This is a genomic window from Caldicellulosiruptor changbaiensis, assembly GCF_003999255.1.
In the GTDB taxonomy this organism is placed as follows: Bacteria; Bacillota; Thermoanaerobacteria; order Caldicellulosiruptorales; family Caldicellulosiruptoraceae; genus Caldicellulosiruptor; species Caldicellulosiruptor changbaiensis.
Genome location: NZ_CP034791.1, coordinates 1,445,610 through 1,462,916 on the forward strand (window position 1 = coordinate 1,445,610; position 17,307 = coordinate 1,462,916).

A 17,307-nucleotide genomic window follows, 5' to 3' on the forward strand; every position below is an offset into this window, starting at 1 on the left:
CTACTCCCTAAGACCAATATTGTAGTTTTTTAGCTCACTTAATATTTTTTCTTGTAGTGGCAAGATGTCGCCGTCTGACAATGTCTTTTCTTTTGACCTGAAAACTGCTTTGTATGCATAGCTTTTAAATCCTTCTTTTATCTGCTGTCCTTTGTAGACATCAAATAAATAAAACTCTTCTAAAATCTCTGACGCATATTTTTTAAATACATCTTCAATTACTTTGCTTTCAACCTCGTCAGGTACCAAAAATGCATAGTCTCTTTCAATAGCTGGGTACCTGGGGAGTGGTGCATATTTCTTTTCCTTTTTCTCAAGCTCTAAAAGCTTGTCAATGTAAACTTCAGCATATATTGCCCTTCCTTGAATGTCAAAACCACTTAAAACATCTGGATGGACCTCACCAATATACCCTATTATTTTATCTTTTGATGTAATTTTCGCAGACCTCGTTGGATGCAGATTTAAATTAGTGTGGTCAGAAGAAAATTTTACATCTTCAATTCCCAGCATATCAAAAAGGTTTTCTAAAATTCCTTTTACAAAGTAGAAGTCCTGCCCAACATTTCCTAATGCCAATACAAGCTTTTCATCCGGCAACTTCTCGTTTGATTTTTTGAACACAGGTGCAAGTTCAAATATCTTAATATCTTTGATATTTCGTGAAAGATTAAGATTGATAGCTTTGAGGATTGAACTTAAAAGTTGCATTCTCATAATCGAAAAATCTTCTCCAAGCGGATTTAAAATTTTAACAGCATCATCTAAGCTGTACCCTTTCAAAATCTCATAAACCTTCGGGGATTCAAAAGAATACGAATAAATCTCATAGTAACCACTATTTGCAAGAAAACTTTTGATTTCATTTACCATCTTTTGTTTTTGAGTAAGTCCTGAGGAGATTGCATTTCCCATATAAACTCTTGAGGGTATTTTGTCATAACCGTAGATTCTTATTACTTCTTCAGATATATCTGCCATATCAGTAATATCAACCCTAAATGGTGGAACAATAAAAACATTTTTTTGGCTGTCATACAAAATTTCAAGCCTTTCTAAGATTTCAATTACATTATCATGTGGTACACTTACTCCAAGCAACTTTTCTATATACGAAAAATCAGCTTTGACTGTGACCTGCTGCTGAGGAACTAAATAAGTGTCTATTGTGCCTTTTACAACCTCACCAGCACCTATTTCTTCAATAAGTGCACATGCTCGTTGTATTGCAACCTCCGCAAAGTAAGGGCTAAGACCTTTTTCAAACCTGTTTGATGCTTCTGTTCTAAGACCTAAATACCTTGAAGTTCTTCGCACCATTGCAGGGTTGAATGTAGCAGACTCAAGAAGCACCGTTTTAGTATTTTCGTCAACCTCTGTTTCCAAGCCACCCATCACACCAGCTACTGCAATTGCCCTATCTTCATCCGCAATAACTATATCTACAGGCCTCAAAGTTCTTTTTACACCATCAAGAGTAATAATCTCTTCACCATCATTTGCAAGTCTCACAAAGATATTTCTGCCGTGAATTTTTCTCAAATCAAATGCATGAAGAGGCTGACCTATTTCAAGCATAACATAGTTTGTAACATCTACAATATTATTTATTGGACGAACACCACAGGCTATAAGTCTTTTTCTAAGCCATTCAGGTGATGGTCCAATTTTTACATTTTTTATCACCTTGCCAATATATCTTCTACAAATATTCCCATCTTGAATCTCAATTTTATCAAGATAATTTTCTATTTTGTCATCAGCTTCTATATAGCTTAAGTTCGGAAATTTTAATTTTTTCTTCAAAACAGCTGCAATCTCTCTCGCTAAACCAACAACACTCAAACAGTCTGGCCTATTAGATGTTATCTCAAAGTCTACAATTATATCGTCTATCTTTAAAGCCTCTCTTATATCAATTCCAAGTTTGTCATCATCTATACCCTCAAGAATGAAAATCCCATTCTCATCAGCATAAGGAAACTCAGCGCTTGTCAGTCCAAGTTCATCTAAGGAACAAAGCATGCCTTCTGATACAACACCTTTGAATTCTAATTTGTCAATCACCTTGCCGTTTGCCAGACTTGCACCAGGTTTTGCAACAGGCACAAAAGCACCTTTATAAATATTTTTAGCAGCTGTGATTATTGTCAATACACATTCTTTTACATCAACCTTGCAAACAAACAAATTAGGATTCTCTGGATGCAAAAATACATCCAATATCTTGCCAACAACTACATTCCTGACAGAATCAAGTCTTTTCTCATACCCTTCAACTTTCGTTCCACTCATTGTGAGCTTCTCAGCAAGTTCATCAACAGGACAGTCTATATCTACAAGGCTTTTTAGCCACTCAAGAGATACCTTCAAAACCCTTCACTCCTTTTGTAACTTAAATTCAATTTTATCTAAATTGTTTCAAAAATCTCAGGTCATTTTCATAAAAAAGTCTAATGTCCTCAATTCCATATTTCAACAGTGCTATCCTTTCAACACCCATACCAAATGCAAACCCTGTGTATTCATCTGGGTCAATACCACAATTTGCTAAAACCTTTCTGTGTACCATTCCTGCACCTAAGATTTCAATCCATCCTTCTCCTTTGCAAGTTTTACATCCTTTCCCTCCACAAAAGATACATGAGATATCAACCTCAGCAGATGGTTCGGTAAACGGAAAATGGTGAGGTCTGAACCTTACTCTTGTTTCTTCACCAAAAAACCTCTTCGCAAAAACCTCAAGCGTTCCTTTCAAATCAGCCATTGTAACCCCTTTGTCCACAAAAAGCCCTTCTATCTGGTGGAAAATAGGCGAATGTGTGGCATCAACCTCATCAGACCTGTAAACCCTTCCAGGTGAAATTATTTTAATTGGGGGCTTTTTGCTCTTCATAACTCGAATCTGAACTGGTGAGGTATGTGTTCTTAGCAAAACATCATCTGAGATATAAAAAGTGTCCTGAGTGTCACGCGCTGGATGGTCCGCAGGAATATTCAAAGCTTCAAAGTTATAATAGTCAAGCTCTACCTCAGGTCCCTCAGCAATCTCGTAGCCCATGCTTAAAAATATCTCACTAATCTCTTTTTGTACTTGCGATAGTATATGGATTGCCCCTACTTCCACTCTTTTTCCGGGTATTGTAACATCAATTCTCTCATTTTGTATTCTTTTTTGTTTTTCCTCTTCTTCAAATTTTTTACGCAACTCATTTATTTGTCCTTCAATAAAGTCTTTTAGTTCATTCAATTCTCTTCCAGCTTGTGCTCTCTTGTCCGAAGGAAGGGTGGAGAGTTCTTTTAGCATATTTTTAACAATACCCTTTTTCCCTAAATACTTTATTTGAAACTCTTCAAGTTCTTTTAAACTTTTAACATTTGCTATTTCACTCATACACTGAACTTTTAAATTTGAGATGTCAATGTTCAAACCAAACACCACCTTTTTTAAAATATTATATCACCAATAACATACTGCTCAAAAGCTTCCTTTACTTTGACCTTGTAAATTTCGCCAACTTTAATTGACTCTGTTTTTGGAACAAGTGTGCGAATGTAATTTCCTGAGTATCCTTCAAAATATCCTACAAAGCTTGAGTTTTCTTCTATTAAAACATCTACTATTTTTCCTTCAAACTTTTTGTGAAAACCAAATGAAAGTTTTCTTGCTACACTTTTTAAAATCTCGCTTCTCTTTTCTTTCTCTGCGCTACTTACTTGATTTGGCATGTCATATGCCTTTGTACCTTTTTTAGGTGAGAACCTGAAAACATGAATTCTTGAAAATCCTATCTCCTTTACAAACTCTACAGTCCTTTCAAAATCCTCATCACTCTCCCCTGGAAAACCCACGATAATATCTGTTGTAAAAGCAACATCATCCCAATAACCTTTTACTATTTCTACAATTTGTCTGTACTCCTCAGTTGTATAGTGCCTATTCATAAGTTTCAAAATCTTGTCACTTCCACTTTGAAGTGACAGATGTAAATGATGACAGAGCTTTTCCATTCTTACTAATCTTTTTATAAAATCTTCTTTCATGACAATTGGCTCAAGAGAACTCAATCTAATTCGTCTTACCTTTTCAATCTTGCTAATTTCTTCTATTACATCAAGAAGTGTAACCTTATAATCCAAATCTTTGCCATATGCTGAGATATTAATACCTGTAATTACAAACTCTTTGTACCCATTTGAAGCAAGTCTTTCCACCTCGTCTAAAATGGAACTCAAGCTTCTGCTCACCACAGAACCTCTTGCATATGGAATTATACAGTAAGAACAAAACTGTTCGCAACCTTCTTCTATTTTTATAAAAGCCCTCGTCCTTTCATTAAAGCTTGAGATTTTCAACTCTTCAAAACTATCCCTTTTATATTCATCATTAACAGCTAAAATCTTCTTTTTTTGTTTTAAATATTCAGTTACATACTCTACAATTTTTTCTCTATCTCTTGTACCAACAATTATATCAACTCCCTCAATCTTTTGAACCTCTTGCGGGTAAACCTGCGGATAGCACCCCATTACAACAACTATACTATTTGGTGATGTTTTTTTGGCTCGTTTTATTGCCTGTCTTGACTTTCTGTCACTTACATTTGTAACTGTGCATGTGTTTATAACGTATATATCTGCTTCTTGGTCAAAGTCTACTATCTCATAACCCAATCTTTCAAAAGTTTCAGCAATAGCCTGTGTTTCGTACTGATTTACCTTGCACCCAAGTGTATAAAAAGCAATTTTCAACGTATAACATTCACCTCCATGTTTAAGTTATATTATAATATTTAGCTTACAATAAATAAAGAGTCATAATTGCTTTTCAGCCTTTTTCATGAAAATTAAAATGGATTGTTATTTTTTAATGAAAAAAGGGTATAGAAAATGTGTAAGAGGTTAATTGATTTAAGTCTTAAAAATATGTATGATAATAAATGTGAGTATTATTTTAGTTGTGAAGGGAGGAATTTAAAATGAAAACAGTAACAGTAAGACTAAACACAATTGATTCAGTTAAGAACTTTGTCAACATTGTTAGTAAGTATCCATTTGACATTGACCTAACATCTGGCAGGTATGTAGTTGATGCAAAGTCAATCATGGGCATATTCAGTCTTGACCTCAGCAAGCCTATTAAGGTAGAGATTCATTCAGACAACTGCGAAGACCTGTTAAAAGAGCTTGAGCCGTTCATAGAAAAGTAAATAAATTTAGCGTGGCTAAAGCCCACGCTAAATTTATTTTTGAGAGGCTTTCTGCCTGAAAAACCTCTCTTTTAACTTGTCCCAAAAGGTTTTTCTCTGACATCCTTGAAGAGTCGCAATAGGAACTGAGTAGGTTTGATGGTCATATTTTATCTCAAGCTTCCCCACCTCTGTATACTTTTTAACTGGTGCTGAAACCTTCTTTGAAATCACAACATTGAGACCTGGATACTGGTCCTTTGTCAAAACAAAAATATTTTGTTCTGTTATTCCCAATTTTACCCAATTCTCCTTTGAATCTTTTACTCTCAAATAACCAATCTCTCCTCTGGCAATTTTGAGAATTTTATAATTTTGATATGCAAAATCAAGAATTTTTCTGGTATCATTCCACATATCAGGTGCGTTGAGCACAACACAAATAACCCTAAAATCATCTCGGCAAGCAGAGGTGACAAGGCACCTACCAGCTCTTTTAGTAAAACCTGTCTTAACACCCTCTGCACCTTGGTAAGATTTTAGCATCTTGTTTTTGTTTTTTAAAATTCTACTATATGATCTTGTTGTCCATCTTATTTCCTTTTGAGTCGTTTTTACTATCTCTCTAAATGTTTGATTTTTCATAGCATAAGCAGTAAGGCGTGCTAAATCATACGCGGTAGTGTAATGCTGTCCTTCTTCAAGTCCATGTGGTGAGGAAAACACAGTATTCTTAAGTCCAAGCTCTTTTGCTTTTTTGTTCATTAAATTAACAAACTTTTTAACATCTCCACAAACGCTAATTGACAAGGCAACTGCAGCGTCGTTGCCAGAGGCAAGCATAAGTCCATATAAAAGCTCAATTATTTTAAGCCTTTCACCTTTTTCTAAATAAATCGACGAGCCAGGAACACCAATAGCTTGAGCAGGAATTTCAATCTCCTTGTTGAGGTCACAATTTTCTATCGCCAGTATCGCTGTCATCATTTTAGTAGTACTTGCCATAGGGAGCTTTAAATCTTTGTTTTTCTCAAATAAAATTTTGCCTGTGGTCCATTCTATTGCTATTGCCGATTTTGCAGTGATTTGAATGTCACACTTTAAACCTGCATAACATTCATTAGAATAGCTTAGAATCCTTAAACTTACTATAACCAATAGAACAGAGAACTTGATTTTCTTGGGCATATACAAAAACACCCCCTACACCTTATTTTGAGTTTTTAGTGTAGGGGGTATGTATCCATCTTTTACTTCTGATATAATCTTTTGTAATTATCTATCATGATATCTAAAGAATCGCCTGACAGGCGGTCAATCAAACTATTTGCTAATACATAAGCCACAGCCGCCCTCATTACAACACTTCCTGCTGGTACAGCACAAGTATCTGATCTTTCAACTGCTGCTTCTTTTTCCTTTAAACCTTGTAAATCTACACTTCTGAGTGGCTTGTACAATGTCGGAATTGGCTTGAAAGCAGCCCTTATTACAATATCCATACCATTTGAAATTCCACCTTCAATGCCACCTGCATTGTTTGTCTTTCTATAAAAGCCTTTTTGATCATCGTAAAAAATCTCATCATGCACTTCACTACCAAACCTTCTTGATACTTCAAATCCCATTCCAATTTCAACGCCTTTAACAGACTGGATACTCATAACAGCCTGAGCAAGAAGTCCGTCAAGTTTTCTATCCCAGTGTACATGACTTCCAAGGCCAAAAGGTACATTTTTACAAATTACCTCAGCAACACCACCAACGCTATCTCCCGTTTCTTTTGCTCTATCTATTACCTGCTTCATATCATTTTCAGCTTCTTTGTCAATACAAAAAAGGTCAGAGTTTTGCGCCTCCTCGAATAAATTTACATCGTCAGTACTATACTCTTTTTTGATTCTAACCCCGCCTATTTCAACCACGTGATTGTAGAGTTTTATACCAAAAACACTCAAAAGCTCTTCACACAAAGCCCCTATTGCAACACGCATAGCCGTCTCACGCGCACTTGCCCTCTCCAGCACAGGTCTTGCATCATCAAATCCATATTTAAGACATCCGGGCAAGTCAGCATGCCCAGGACGTGGTACAGTAACCTTTTTAGTCGTAGTGTCGCACGAAATTGGATCCATATACTTTTGCCAATTTACATAATCCCTGTTCTCAATCATTATTGTAATAGGCGCTCCTGTTGTATATGAGTTTCTCACACCCGACAAAATTATAGCTTTGTCTTTTTCTATTTCCATTCTCTTGCCTCTACCATAACCTCTTTGGCGAAGTTCTAAAAGTCTATTAATATTTTCAACATTAATCTTTACATTTGCTGGAAATCCTTCAACAATTCCTACTAAGCATCTGCCGTGTGTTTCACCTGCGTCTAAGAATCTCATCTTTTCACCCCAAACAAAAAATAATTTCATTCACTTGCAAAAAAAGAAGTCGCAAAAAATATAATATAAATGAACATGTTTAAGCATATTAAAGAGATGAAGACAAAGCTTGTGAGTATACTCTGTGTCATCTTAATTGTATACATTATCCTCAGTATTTTCATTATGAAAAGTTCAAATCAGCATGTATACGTGTACCATGAACCTTCAATGGTAAAATTAAGTTTTGGCGAGTCTAAATATTTCTCAACAATAGGACTGCTTAAAGTAAGCTTTGAAAAAATAACAAAGGAGAAGTATTTTATAACCTATTCCCAGATTACAGGCAACCAAAGCTATTTTGGTCTGACACTTATTATCGAAGATTTAGCAAGAAAAAATATTGATAAATCAGCATTTGAATACATCTACATCGAAGATACAACTACAAAACAAAAATTCTACCCCATTCCGTACTATGAAATAGAAAACTTCCCTACAGATAGACCTCTTAGGTATAAAGTAAAATTCTATGCCAAATTTCTGCCTCTACCTTACCAGACCTCATCTATAAATATCTATTTCAAATTTTCCGACAAACTTTTTGTATTAAAGAATGTAGACATAAGATGAAAATATCAATAATCATTGAGTGCTAAGCTAATAAGGTACCGGAGCTCTTCAAGATTACTGTTTATATCATTCAATCTCTCTGGTGAGACAGAAGCACTTTTTATATGTTCTTTTAGTCTATTTAAATCATCTTCAATATCTTCAATCTGAGCCAAAATAGAGAGATTGACAAATGAAGGCGACTCTGAAAATAGTCTGTCTTTTGTCACAATCTGCTCCGGACCTATTACGTAAAATTCGCCACGTGCAGGGATATGAACATCAAAACCAAAGTTTCTTTTAAGCTCCTGTGCAAATTCAACTTGTGATTCTTTCTCACCATGTACAACAAAGACTTGTTGGGGCTTGTTTTTCATACTATCAATCCACTTGATAAGTCCGTTTTTATCAGCATGTCCTGAATATGCTTCAATATACTCTATCTTTGCTTTAACTTCAATTTCTTCACCAAAGATTTTGACCTTTTTCTTGCCATCTAAAAGTTTTCTTCCAAGGGTGTTTGGCGCTTGATAACCTACAAATAGGATGGTGTTGTTTTCTTTCCAAAGGTTGTGTTTTAAGTGATGCCTTATTCGCCCAGCTTCGCACATTCCGCTTGATGAGATTATTATACAGCTTCCTTCATAGTTATTTAGCATCTTTGATTCGTCAGCTGTGCGGACAAACTTCAAATTCTTAGGTTCAAGCGGGTAAATTCCCTTTTTTATAAACTCTGCAGCTTCTTCATCAAAGTAATTTATATGTTTTTTGTACACACCACTTGCTGAGGTAGCCAATGGACTGTCAACAAAAATCTCAACACTTTGAATAAGCTTTGCCTCATCAGAACCTGTAGTAAGCTCCTTTGCTATCTCATATAAAATCTCTTGAGTTCTTCCCACTGCAAATGAAGGAATTATAACTTTACCACCATTTGAAATGGTATCATAAATTACCTTTATTAGCCTTTTAGATTTGTTTTCCACATCTTCATGCAGTCGATCACCGTACGTGCTCTCGATAAAAAGATAATCACAGCCATCTATTGTTGATGGGTCTTTTAAGATTGGCACATTTCTGTTTCCTAAATCGCCAGAAAACACTAACTTATACTCTTTCCTATCTTCAGTTATATAAAGCTCAACTATTGCTGAGCCAAGCATATGACCTGCATCTTTCAATACAAACCGAAGATTACTATCTATCTCAACTACCTGTTCATATTTCACACCACTGAAAAGTTCTAAACACGCATAGGCATCGTCAATGGTGTAAAGGGGTTTTAGCTCTTCTTTGCCTTCTCTCTTCCTCTTTTTATTCTTCCATTCCACATCACTTTCTTGAATATGCGCACTGTCTGGAAGCATAATGGAACACAAATCAACAGTTGCATCAGTTGTATAGATTATTCCTCTAAACCCATCTTTGTAAAGTTTAGGAATTCTTCCGCTGTGGTCAATGTGAGCATGGGATAAAATCATAAAGTCAATCTCTGATGGATTGAACGGGAATACCTCAAAATTTAGCTCATCCTCTGCATGCCCACCTTGAAACATACCACAGTCAATCAAAAATTTTTTACCTTCACATTCAAAATAGTAACACGAACCTGTCACAGTTTGAGCAGCACCTAAAAAGGTTACCTTCAAAATCCTCTCTCCTCTCATTCAATCTTAATTTCCCCATATTGAGGAACTATTTCAAACCATGTCTTACCTTTTAAAAGCTTAATCTCTTTGCCGTCATAATCTTTCATTGTGAATGAGTTTTTTATATCAAATGTATAGGTTATTGGGATGGTCTTTCCTTCTTGAAGTAAGTATCCTTTCCCTTCAGAAAAATCTACTTCTTGTCGTCCTTTGTCGTCATTCTTTATTGTATCATATTTAGCAACTAGTATAATCAAATTTTTCGCAAAAAGCTCAACACCTGTTTCTTTGTCAATATGTGGCTTTTCTTTCACAAACCTTTTATAAGCCTTCTTCACAGGGTCATACTCGTACTTAACATAATACCAACCAGAAAATCGTATTTTAACTTTTGAGTTTTCTGAAGAATATTTATTGACCACACTATCTGTTAAAGGATAAAACTTATAACCTTGCTGTTTTTTGTACCCTTTTTTATCAAAGTATTTTATCAGGCCTTCCATTGTTAAGTACAAATTATGTGGTGCCTTTCTATCAAGTGTTCTATAAAAAATTCCTCCACCTGTGTAGATTGCGTCAATATGAGGGATATAATTTTGTTTAAAGAGCCTGTAGGATTGAGGACTTCCTCCACAGTGAACATAATATGCATTTAGTGACTTTGCTATCTGCATAAAGTAAGGTCTTGCACTTCTGATTGGCCCCACTTTTTTTGGATATGTATGGTGGTAGATTGCCATTATACGTGTTGCTCCACCTTCTATTAGTGCTTCATAAAGATATTCTGCTTGATTTAAAGAAGATTGAGGGATTGCGCCAGGTTCATTGTTTATCATCACCGCAATTACCTGGTGCTCGTCCTTTTGATATATGACCTCACCTGTGAGCTTGCATATGTAATTATCTGAACTAAAATTTCTTACATTATTTTGTTCTTCTTTTTCAGTCTGCTTCACTTTATTGATTTCAGGATTGCTGTGAACAGAAACCTTCTTCTTTCCACAACCTGCTAACAACGATAAAAGCAAAATTATCACACTTGCAATTATACAAATATTAAATACCAACCTTTTTGAGAAAATCCTTTTCATGGTTGTCCCTCTCTCATTTAATCTTGAATATCAAAAGTGTCACAAGCACACCAATAATTGCCCCTACAACTGCTTCCCAAATTGTATGAATCCTTGCCTCTAATCTGCTCTCCAAAACTAAAAATGCCATAAAGACTGCCAAAGAAACTATTATCAGATTATTTGTAAGCATAATAATGGCAGTTGCTGCTGCAAAGGCCAGAGCTGTGTGACCGCTTGGCATTCCGCCTTGCATAAATTTTGTCCTCTTGTTGATAGCTTTCACGACAACTATTACCATTGCCACGATTATAAGCGACAAAAAAACTACGTGAAAAGAAATTCCTCTAATATGCTTTAAGGTAATCTCTAAGGGTAGTTTCATCTTGTCATAAAATAGAAAGTAGCCAATTGTCAAGGCCAAAAGAGCAGTCACTAAAACAGCACCTGCTGCTACATCTTTTGCAATTTTTGCTTTGGGTTCAAAATCTTTGGCCATAAGGTCAATAGCATTTTCTATTGCAGTGTTTATAAGCTCTGCAGATATAACAAATCCAATACAAATCAAAATTATTACTGTTTCAATTTTGTTTAGCTTAAATACTATCGTAAAAAACAATACTAAAAAAGCTATTAAAAAATGTATCTTCATATTCCTTTGTGACTTGAACGCAACAATTATCCCATTTATTGCATTGTCAAAACTTTCAAGAAGTGTTCTTTTTCTTTTCATCTTGTCAACCCCATACCCTCTAAAACCATTTCTTCATATTTTCTCATAAGCCTTTTATCATCTTCTTCTATGTGGTCAAAGCCCAATAAGTGCAATACCGAGTGAACAGTCAAATATGCGATCTCTCTTTCAACAGAGTGTCCAAACTCTTTTGCTTGTTCATAAGCCTTTTCAATTGAGATCACAATATCTCCAAGTGGAATTTCCTCTTCTACAATTGCTATATCTTCTTGAAGCTCTCCATTTTTAAACTCAAAAATAGGGAATGATAACACATCAGTTTCTCTGTCTATACTCCTATAGTGTTTGTTTAATTCTTTTATAAATTGATTATCAACAATCATTACACTAATTTCATAGTTGTCATCATCCATAAAAACCTTCAATGTATTTAATACCGAATCTTCTATTATCTTGGAAATACTCTCATCTATCTGATACTTATCCTGCTGATTTTGAATGTAAATTTTCACTTCTGCTTACCACCTCTTCCATTTTGTTTGTAGTGTCATCAACTAAATTATGACTGACTCTTTTATGGAAAACACCCGTCAACACCTTAATAAAACTCTCACAGATAGTCTCTAACTCTTTAAATGTCAAATTGCTTGAATTTAACTGGCCATCCATAAGTTTTTCATAAATTATACCTCTTATAGTAGTTTCAATCAGCTGCGGAGTTGGCGAGGACAGTGCTCTTACTGCCGCCTCAACAGAGTCTGCAAGCATAACTATTGCTGCTTCTTTGCTCTGTGGGACAGGACCTTCATACCTAAACTTTTGTTCACTTACTTGCTGATTTTGTATCAAAGCCTTGCCATAGAAAAAAGCCACCTTTGTAGTTCCATGGTGCTGCCTTATTATATCCAATACCTGCTTAGGCAATTTATATTCCTTGCCAATTTCAACACCGTCTTTTGTGTGAGATGTTATAATGAGCGCAGAAAGTGTTGGCGTTATTTTGTTGTGAGGATCTTCCTCTACAATCTGATTTTCCTTAAAATAAAATGGTCTTTTCAATTTTCCAATATCATGATAATAAGCACCTATTCGTGCTAAGAGGTAATTTCCACCAACAGCTTCACAAGCAACTTCTGCCAAATTTCCTACTATTAAACTGTGATGATATGTTCCAGGAGCTTCTAATAGTAACCTTTTTAACAATGGATGGTTAGGGTTTGAAAGTTCCATAAGTCTAATTGGTGTTGCATAGTCAAAGATATATTCCCATATAGGGAGAGTACCATACGCAAGCACAAATGAAAGCGCTGTTCCAACAAAGGAGTTTATTGGATTATATAAAACCATTTCTTCGTCAGTTTGATAAACAAGTTCAATTGCCAGAACAAAAAGGGCAGAGATTAAGCTTGCTAAAAAACCATGGCTTATAAACTGCATCCTGCTTTGAATTTTGTGCGAAACAATTGAACTAAGGCTCCCACCTATAAAAAGGTAAAGGGCAAAATCAAGATTCTTGTCTCCTACAATCAACAATGTAATGATTGATACAACAATGTTAAATACAATTGCAATCCTTACATCGATCAAGAGAGAAATCAAAACAATCCCCATACAAGCTGGGATTGCAAAAGTAGGAATTGGAGTAAGAAACTTTATCAAAAATAGGTTTAAAATTAAAATTGTACTTACTGCTATCATATCCTTGCAGCTGTTTATAAATTCTCTTTCAAAAAGATAAAAGTACACACTCAAAAATAGAACTAAAATTAGAAGTAGTAATAATATTCCTATAAAATCTTTGGTAACTTGCATATTGTTATAATTATTTGTTTTAATATCTGTAAATGGTAAAATTTTACTAAATAGAAAACTCTGATATCCCTTGTTTGAAATTAGTATTAAAATCATGGAAATAATAAAAAAAGAGCCAAGTAGCAACATGCGGCAAAGATAAATTTTTCTTTTGTTATGCCATTTTTGGGAGTTTTGTAACATCTTAAGCCTTTTGTTTCTCCTTTCGTTTTTCTTCATACCTATTGTATGCATTTATAATCTTCTGAACAAGTTGATGTCTCACAACATCTTGATATGTCAAAAACACAAACTCAATTCCCTCAATGTCTCTTAATATCTTTGTCACCTGAACAAGTCCTGATTCAACACCGCTTGGCAGGTCAATCTGTGTTATATCACCTGTTACAACCGCCTTTGAACCAAATCCAAGACGTGTCAAAAACATCTTCATCTGCTCAGAAGTTGTATTTTGAGCCTCATCTAAAATAATAAATGCATCGTCCAAGGTTCTACCGCGCATATATGCAAGTGGAGCAACCTCTATAATTCCCCTTTCCATATACCTCTGATAGACTTCTGTGCCAATCAAATCATGCAGTGCATCATAAATTGGTCGCAAATAAGGGTCAACCTTTGTTTGCAAATCGCCTGGTAAAAATCCTAACTTTTCACCTGCTTCAACAGCTGGCCTTGTTAGGATAATCTTGCTTATCTCTTTCTTTTTAAGATAATAAACAGCCATGGCCATAGCTAAATATGTCTTTCCTGTTCCTGCAGGTCCAATTCCAAACACAATTGTGTTGTTCATTATAGCATCAATATATCTTTTTTGCCCTAATGTCTTTGGCTTTACTTGTTTTCCCCTGTGTGTGATAAATATAACCTCATCTTCTAATTTTCTTATCTCTTCGTCTTCTAATGTCTCAATAACATACCTTATTGTGTGCTCATCAATGTCTATTTTTTTCTTTTCCATATCATGTAAGATCTTTATTGTCTTCTCTGCCTTTTTGATATTCTCTGGACTGTTTCCAATAATCTTTATTGCGTTGTCGCGAAAAACTATACTTACATTTAAAAGCTCTTCTAATGTTTTGACCTTAGAGTCAAACTCACCAAAGATATTCCAAAAATCCTTTGTGTCCTCAATACTGACAGTTGAGATTAATCTTTCTTCCAACAAGCTTACCCTCCTACGTTTCTTATTTTTTCAAAGTAATATCCTCTAAACACTCATAATCTCTTATACATTTTATTTCCTTTACTTCATTTTTCACCTTTTTAATCTTAAAATATGTCTTCACTTTAACAATACTCTGAATTTTTTTACCCAAAGTAATCTTTTTAAAATCATCATTACACCTTTTTATTAACTCCCTCTTTATCTCCTCCAAATTAATTATATATTTTTTTAACTCATATCTTTTTATTTCATATATACCTACTCGAATTGGAACAATAAAAAGTTTATACTCTCTTATTTTAATTTTATCACAATTCTCATTATTAGTAACTACAATTTTTGGTATAAACTCATGTTTACCAATTACAATAAATGGAACCTTCTTTTGTGACGTATAGACCTTTTGATATGCAGGCAAAGAAAATTCTCGAGATACTGAATAAAAAGTTGTTGCAATTATCTCTGCTATTGCATCTTCATAGTATTCATTCCCGTCTTTTGTCACAACCTTGTTATCAATAAGAAGCTGACCAGCAATTACTGTATCACCTTCCTTGACAAGAGCATTTCCTGACTTTAGTATCAATTTTTGTATAACTCCACTACTTTTTGCAAAAATTTTGCCCCATTTGTTTTTTAAATCTCCTTTTTCTCTTTTTACATACTCTACTACCAATAGTCCCCCTTCTTTTTTAATCTTTACCCACATTAGCTCTTCTAAATCGGTAAGAAGTTTCTTTGAAAGTTTTTCTTGGTCAACTTTTACTTTTAATGTAAATGGCTTTATATTGTAGTTTTTTAGTGTTTGTACTATTTTATCATCTATTAGTCTATTAGAGTCCTGAGATTTTATCTTTACATCAAATATAAAAAGGCTGAACAAAAAGAGTAATAAGATACAAAACAAAATAGAAATAAGCTTGAAAGTAGTTATTTCTCTTATCAAAAAATAAATTCCTCTTTTTTCTAAGATGTGAATTCTTGATTTTGTTCTCTTGGCAATATTTACTACTTTCTTGAAATCGGCTAAATGCACTATAATAATCAATGAATTCTGTCCTTTTTCCCTAATATCCAGCAAAACTTTATTGAATACAAGCATGTTTAAAAACTTGTTTAGATTCTCACCTTCTACTTTTAAGATTAGCTGATTTGCAAACATCCTACTTTTCCTTCTCCTCATTTAAGCTTATATACTCAATTAATCTTATTCTTCCACTAATCACCATTACTTCTTCATCCATTTTTTTGATTAGAAGACCACTTCCTTTAATATAAAGCGGATGCCTTATCGTATTTATCTTAACTAAACCTTCTTCATACAATATAAGTCCTTTGTGATTCTCTACTACTACCTCATCTTCTCCAATAAGTGTGATTCTCGGCTCATTTGTGATTATTTCTCTTGGAACCTGAGAGGCTTGTATTACCTCTTTTAAGGTCTTTGACTTCTTCATTGACAAACCACTTTCACTTGAAAATAAACATCTTCACCTTTATTTTATTTATACTCATATCTTTTTATAACAAAAAAGTGGCCCCCTTTTCTCAAAGAGAACCACTTTTTCATGCTTTTTTATAGTTTTGACAAATGCTTTTTTACAATTTCACTAACAATCTTACCTTCTGCCCTGCCACTTACTTTCTGCATTACCTCTTGCATAACCTTACCCATATCCTTCATCCCAGAAGGTTTTACTTTTTCTATCACATCAAGCACTATCTTTTCTAACTCTTCTTGGCTGAGCATAGGCGGAAGATAAGATTGCAATATCTCAATTTCTCTATTTAGATCATCAATCAAGTCTTGTCTTCCACTTTTTATATATTCAGGCAAGCTGTCTTTTCTCTTTTTAATTTCTTTTGCAATGACATTCAACACGCCACTGTCGTCAAGTATAACTTTGTTATCTTTTTCAAACTGCAATATTGCAGCTCTTACCATACCAACTACATTTTTTCTCACGACGTCCTTATCTTTCATAGCAGACTTATAATCTTCCAATAGCTTTTCTTTAAGGCTCAATTACAACGCCTCCTAAATTATCTGCGTTTTCTCCTGCGTGCCGCTTCTGATTTCTTTTTTCTCCTTACGCTTGGGCTTTCATAGTGCTCTCTTTTCCTGAGCTCTGCTAATACCCCAGCCTCTGCACATTTCTTTTTAAATCTCCTGAGGGCACTATCGAGTGATTCATTTTCACCCACTCTTACTTCTGACATCAATTTCCCTCCCCTCAAACCAGGCTCTAAAACACAACCTTGGGATTATGGTATTATTATAACTCAGCTATTTGAGGTATGTCAAATAATTTTAAATATTACATATCTTCTTCCAATAAGGTCTTGAACAAATTGAAAAGTTCTTTGTTCTTCTTCTCAAGATTTATAGGTCGAAAGTTTTTGTCAACAAAGGCATGTTCAGTATATCCTGTTGCACACACAACATGGTCTTTTACAACTTCATAATAGAATTTTATTCGAACAGGGGTCAAATTATTAACCTTTGCATTAACTTTCAACCTATCTTCATAAAAACAAGGTTTTTTGAACTCGCACCCGCAGCTTATTAAAGGCAAATACACACCTAAGCTATTTTCAATCTCAGAATATGAAATACCCACCTTTTTTATAAGCTCGGTTCTTGCAACCTCAAACCATACAAAATAGTTTGAGTGATGGACAATCCCCATTTTGTCTGTTTCGGCATACCTTACAACAAGGTCTGTCTCTATCATCTTTTC

The 17,307-nt window shown here is 34.6% G+C and carries 18 protein-coding genes; 2 read left to right on the top strand and 16 right to left on the bottom strand.

What is annotated here, in order from left to right; all coding sequences use genetic code 11:
- From pheT to mtaB, 3 genes are read right to left on the bottom strand one after another with little or no spacing between them, the layout of a single operon-like run.
- Complete coding sequence (gene pheT / locus ELD05_RS07055; RefSeq protein WP_127351878.1) at window positions 1–2,373, bottom strand: phenylalanine--tRNA ligase subunit beta; 2,373 nt, start codon at window positions 2,371–2,373, stop codon at window positions 1–3.
- A gap of 34 nt (window positions 2,374–2,407) precedes the next feature.
- A complete protein-coding gene (pheS, locus tag ELD05_RS07060; protein ID WP_127351879.1) occupies window positions 2,408–3,430 on the bottom strand; it encodes a phenylalanine--tRNA ligase subunit alpha in 1,023 nt (340 codons plus the stop codon).
- Window positions 3,431–3,447: 17 nt separating this feature from the next.
- On the bottom strand, window positions 3,448–4,752 hold the full coding sequence (gene mtaB, locus ELD05_RS07065; RefSeq protein ID WP_127351880.1) for a tRNA (N(6)-L-threonylcarbamoyladenosine(37)-C(2))-methylthiotransferase MtaB: 1,305 nt from the start codon (window positions 4,750–4,752) through the stop codon (window positions 3,448–3,450).
- A 227-nt stretch (window positions 4,753–4,979) separates the two neighbouring features.
- Here mtaB and ELD05_RS07070 point away from each other — a divergent pair, with 227 nt between their 5' ends.
- Window positions 4,980–5,210, top strand: coding sequence for an HPr family phosphocarrier protein (locus ELD05_RS07070; RefSeq protein ID WP_011917365.1), 231 nt, complete (start codon window positions 4,980–4,982; stop codon window positions 5,208–5,210).
- Between the two features lie 33 nt (window positions 5,211–5,243).
- On the opposite strand, the gene ELD05_RS07075 is transcribed toward ELD05_RS07070, so the two are convergent.
- Window positions 5,244–6,377 (bottom strand): D-alanyl-D-alanine carboxypeptidase family protein, encoded by a 1,134-nt coding sequence (locus ELD05_RS07075; protein WP_127351881.1) that lies wholly within the window; start codon window positions 6,375–6,377, stop codon window positions 5,244–5,246.
- 62 nt (window positions 6,378–6,439) lie between these two features.
- On the bottom strand, window positions 6,440–7,585 hold the full coding sequence (gene aroC, locus ELD05_RS07080; RefSeq protein ID WP_127351882.1) for a chorismate synthase: 1,146 nt from the start codon (window positions 7,583–7,585) through the stop codon (window positions 6,440–6,442).
- Window positions 7,586–7,654: 69 nt separating this feature from the next.
- Here aroC and ELD05_RS07085 point away from each other — a divergent pair, with 69 nt between their 5' ends.
- A complete protein-coding gene (locus ELD05_RS07085) occupies window positions 7,655–8,197 on the top strand; it encodes a hypothetical protein (RefSeq protein ID WP_241243418.1) in 543 nt (180 codons plus the stop codon).
- A gap of 5 nt (window positions 8,198–8,202) precedes the next feature.
- Here the strand turns inward: ELD05_RS07085 and ELD05_RS07090 are convergent, their stop codons facing one another.
- The 11 genes from ELD05_RS07090 to ELD05_RS07140 all read right to left on the bottom strand — a co-directional run bounded on the left by ELD05_RS07090 (window position 8,203) and on the right by ELD05_RS07140 (window position 17,301).
- Complete coding sequence (locus ELD05_RS07090; RefSeq protein ID WP_127351884.1) at window positions 8,203–9,825, bottom strand: MBL fold metallo-hydrolase RNA specificity domain-containing protein; 1,623 nt, start codon at window positions 9,823–9,825, stop codon at window positions 8,203–8,205.
- Window positions 9,826–9,839: 14 nt separating this feature from the next.
- Complete coding sequence (locus tag ELD05_RS07095; RefSeq protein WP_127351885.1) at window positions 9,840–10,916, bottom strand: DUF3048 domain-containing protein; 1,077 nt, start codon at window positions 10,914–10,916, stop codon at window positions 9,840–9,842.
- A gap of 13 nt (window positions 10,917–10,929) precedes the next feature.
- Window positions 10,930–11,628, bottom strand: a complete 699-nt coding sequence (locus tag ELD05_RS07100) for a diacylglycerol kinase (protein WP_127351886.1) — start codon at window positions 11,626–11,628, stop codon at window positions 10,930–10,932.
- The gene (ybeY, locus tag ELD05_RS07105; protein WP_127351887.1) at window positions 11,625–12,101 is read right to left on the bottom strand and encodes an rRNA maturation RNase YbeY; all 477 of its coding nucleotides are present in this window, start codon (window positions 12,099–12,101) and stop codon (window positions 11,625–11,627) included. Before ybeY ends, ELD05_RS07100 begins: the two co-directional genes overlap by 4 nt.
- Window positions 12,070–13,584, bottom strand: coding sequence for an HD family phosphohydrolase (locus ELD05_RS07110; RefSeq protein ID WP_127352939.1), 1,515 nt, complete (start codon window positions 13,582–13,584; stop codon window positions 12,070–12,072). The genes ybeY and ELD05_RS07110 overlap by 32 nt, the downstream gene beginning before the upstream one ends.
- A 1-nt stretch (window position 13,585) precedes the next feature.
- Entirely contained in the window at window positions 13,586–14,563 is a 978-nt protein-coding gene (locus tag ELD05_RS07115; RefSeq protein ID WP_127351888.1) for a PhoH family protein, read from the bottom strand.
- Window positions 14,564–14,585: 22 nt separating this feature from the next.
- Complete coding sequence (locus ELD05_RS07120; RefSeq protein ID WP_127351889.1) at window positions 14,586–15,728, bottom strand: sporulation protein YqfD; 1,143 nt, start codon at window positions 15,726–15,728, stop codon at window positions 14,586–14,588.
- Between the two features lies 1 nt (window position 15,729).
- Window positions 15,730–16,023 (bottom strand): YabP/YqfC family sporulation protein, encoded by a 294-nt coding sequence (locus ELD05_RS07125; protein WP_127351890.1) that lies wholly within the window; start codon window positions 16,021–16,023, stop codon window positions 15,730–15,732.
- A 119-nt stretch (window positions 16,024–16,142) separates the two neighbouring features.
- Entirely contained in the window at window positions 16,143–16,592 is a 450-nt protein-coding gene (locus ELD05_RS07130; RefSeq protein ID WP_127351891.1) for a GatB/YqeY domain-containing protein, read from the bottom strand.
- A gap of 17 nt (window positions 16,593–16,609) precedes the next feature.
- Complete coding sequence (gene rpsU, locus ELD05_RS07135; RefSeq protein ID WP_011917352.1) at window positions 16,610–16,786, bottom strand: 30S ribosomal protein S21; 177 nt, start codon at window positions 16,784–16,786, stop codon at window positions 16,610–16,612.
- Between the two features lie 98 nt (window positions 16,787–16,884).
- Window positions 16,885–17,301, bottom strand: coding sequence for an acyl-CoA thioesterase (locus ELD05_RS07140; RefSeq protein ID WP_127351892.1), 417 nt, complete (start codon window positions 17,299–17,301; stop codon window positions 16,885–16,887).
- Window positions 17,302–17,307 lie beyond the last annotated feature (6 nt).

What these genes read in the sequence shown, in the direction of transcription:
- ELD05_RS07070 (WP_011917365.1), top strand. Translation starts at nt 4,980, where the DNA reads ATGAAAACAGTAACAGTAAGACTAAACACAATTGATTCAGTTAAGAAC.
- ELD05_RS07075 (WP_127351881.1), bottom strand. Translation starts at nt 6,377, where the DNA reads ATGCCCAAGAAAATCAAGTTCTCTGTTCTATTGGTTATAGTAAGTTTA.
- aroC (WP_127351882.1), bottom strand. Translation starts at nt 7,585, where the DNA reads ATGAGATTCTTAGACGCAGGTGAAACACACGGCAGATGCTTAGTAGGA.
- ELD05_RS07085 (WP_241243418.1), top strand. Translation starts at nt 7,655, where the DNA reads ATGAACATGTTTAAGCATATTAAAGAGATGAAGACAAAGCTTGTGAGT.
- ELD05_RS07095 (WP_127351885.1), bottom strand. Translation starts at nt 10,916, where the DNA reads ATGAAAAGGATTTTCTCAAAAAGGTTGGTATTTAATATTTGTATAATT.
- ELD05_RS07100 (WP_127351886.1), bottom strand. Translation starts at nt 11,628, where the DNA reads ATGAAAAGAAAAAGAACACTTCTTGAAAGTTTTGACAATGCAATAAAT.
- ELD05_RS07110 (WP_127352939.1), bottom strand. Translation starts at nt 13,584, where the DNA reads ATGTTACAAAACTCCCAAAAATGGCATAACAAAAGAAAAATTTATCTT.
- ELD05_RS07120 (WP_127351889.1), bottom strand. Translation starts at nt 15,728, where the DNA reads ATGTTTGCAAATCAGCTAATCTTAAAAGTAGAAGGTGAGAATCTAAAC.
- ELD05_RS07125 (WP_127351890.1), bottom strand. Translation starts at nt 16,023, where the DNA reads ATGAAGAAGTCAAAGACCTTAAAAGAGGTAATACAAGCCTCTCAGGTT.
- rpsU (WP_011917352.1), bottom strand. Translation starts at nt 16,786, where the DNA reads ATGTCAGAAGTAAGAGTGGGTGAAAATGAATCACTCGATAGTGCCCTC.
- ELD05_RS07140 (WP_127351892.1), bottom strand. Translation starts at nt 17,301, where the DNA reads ATGATAGAGACAGACCTTGTTGTAAGGTATGCCGAAACAGACAAAATG.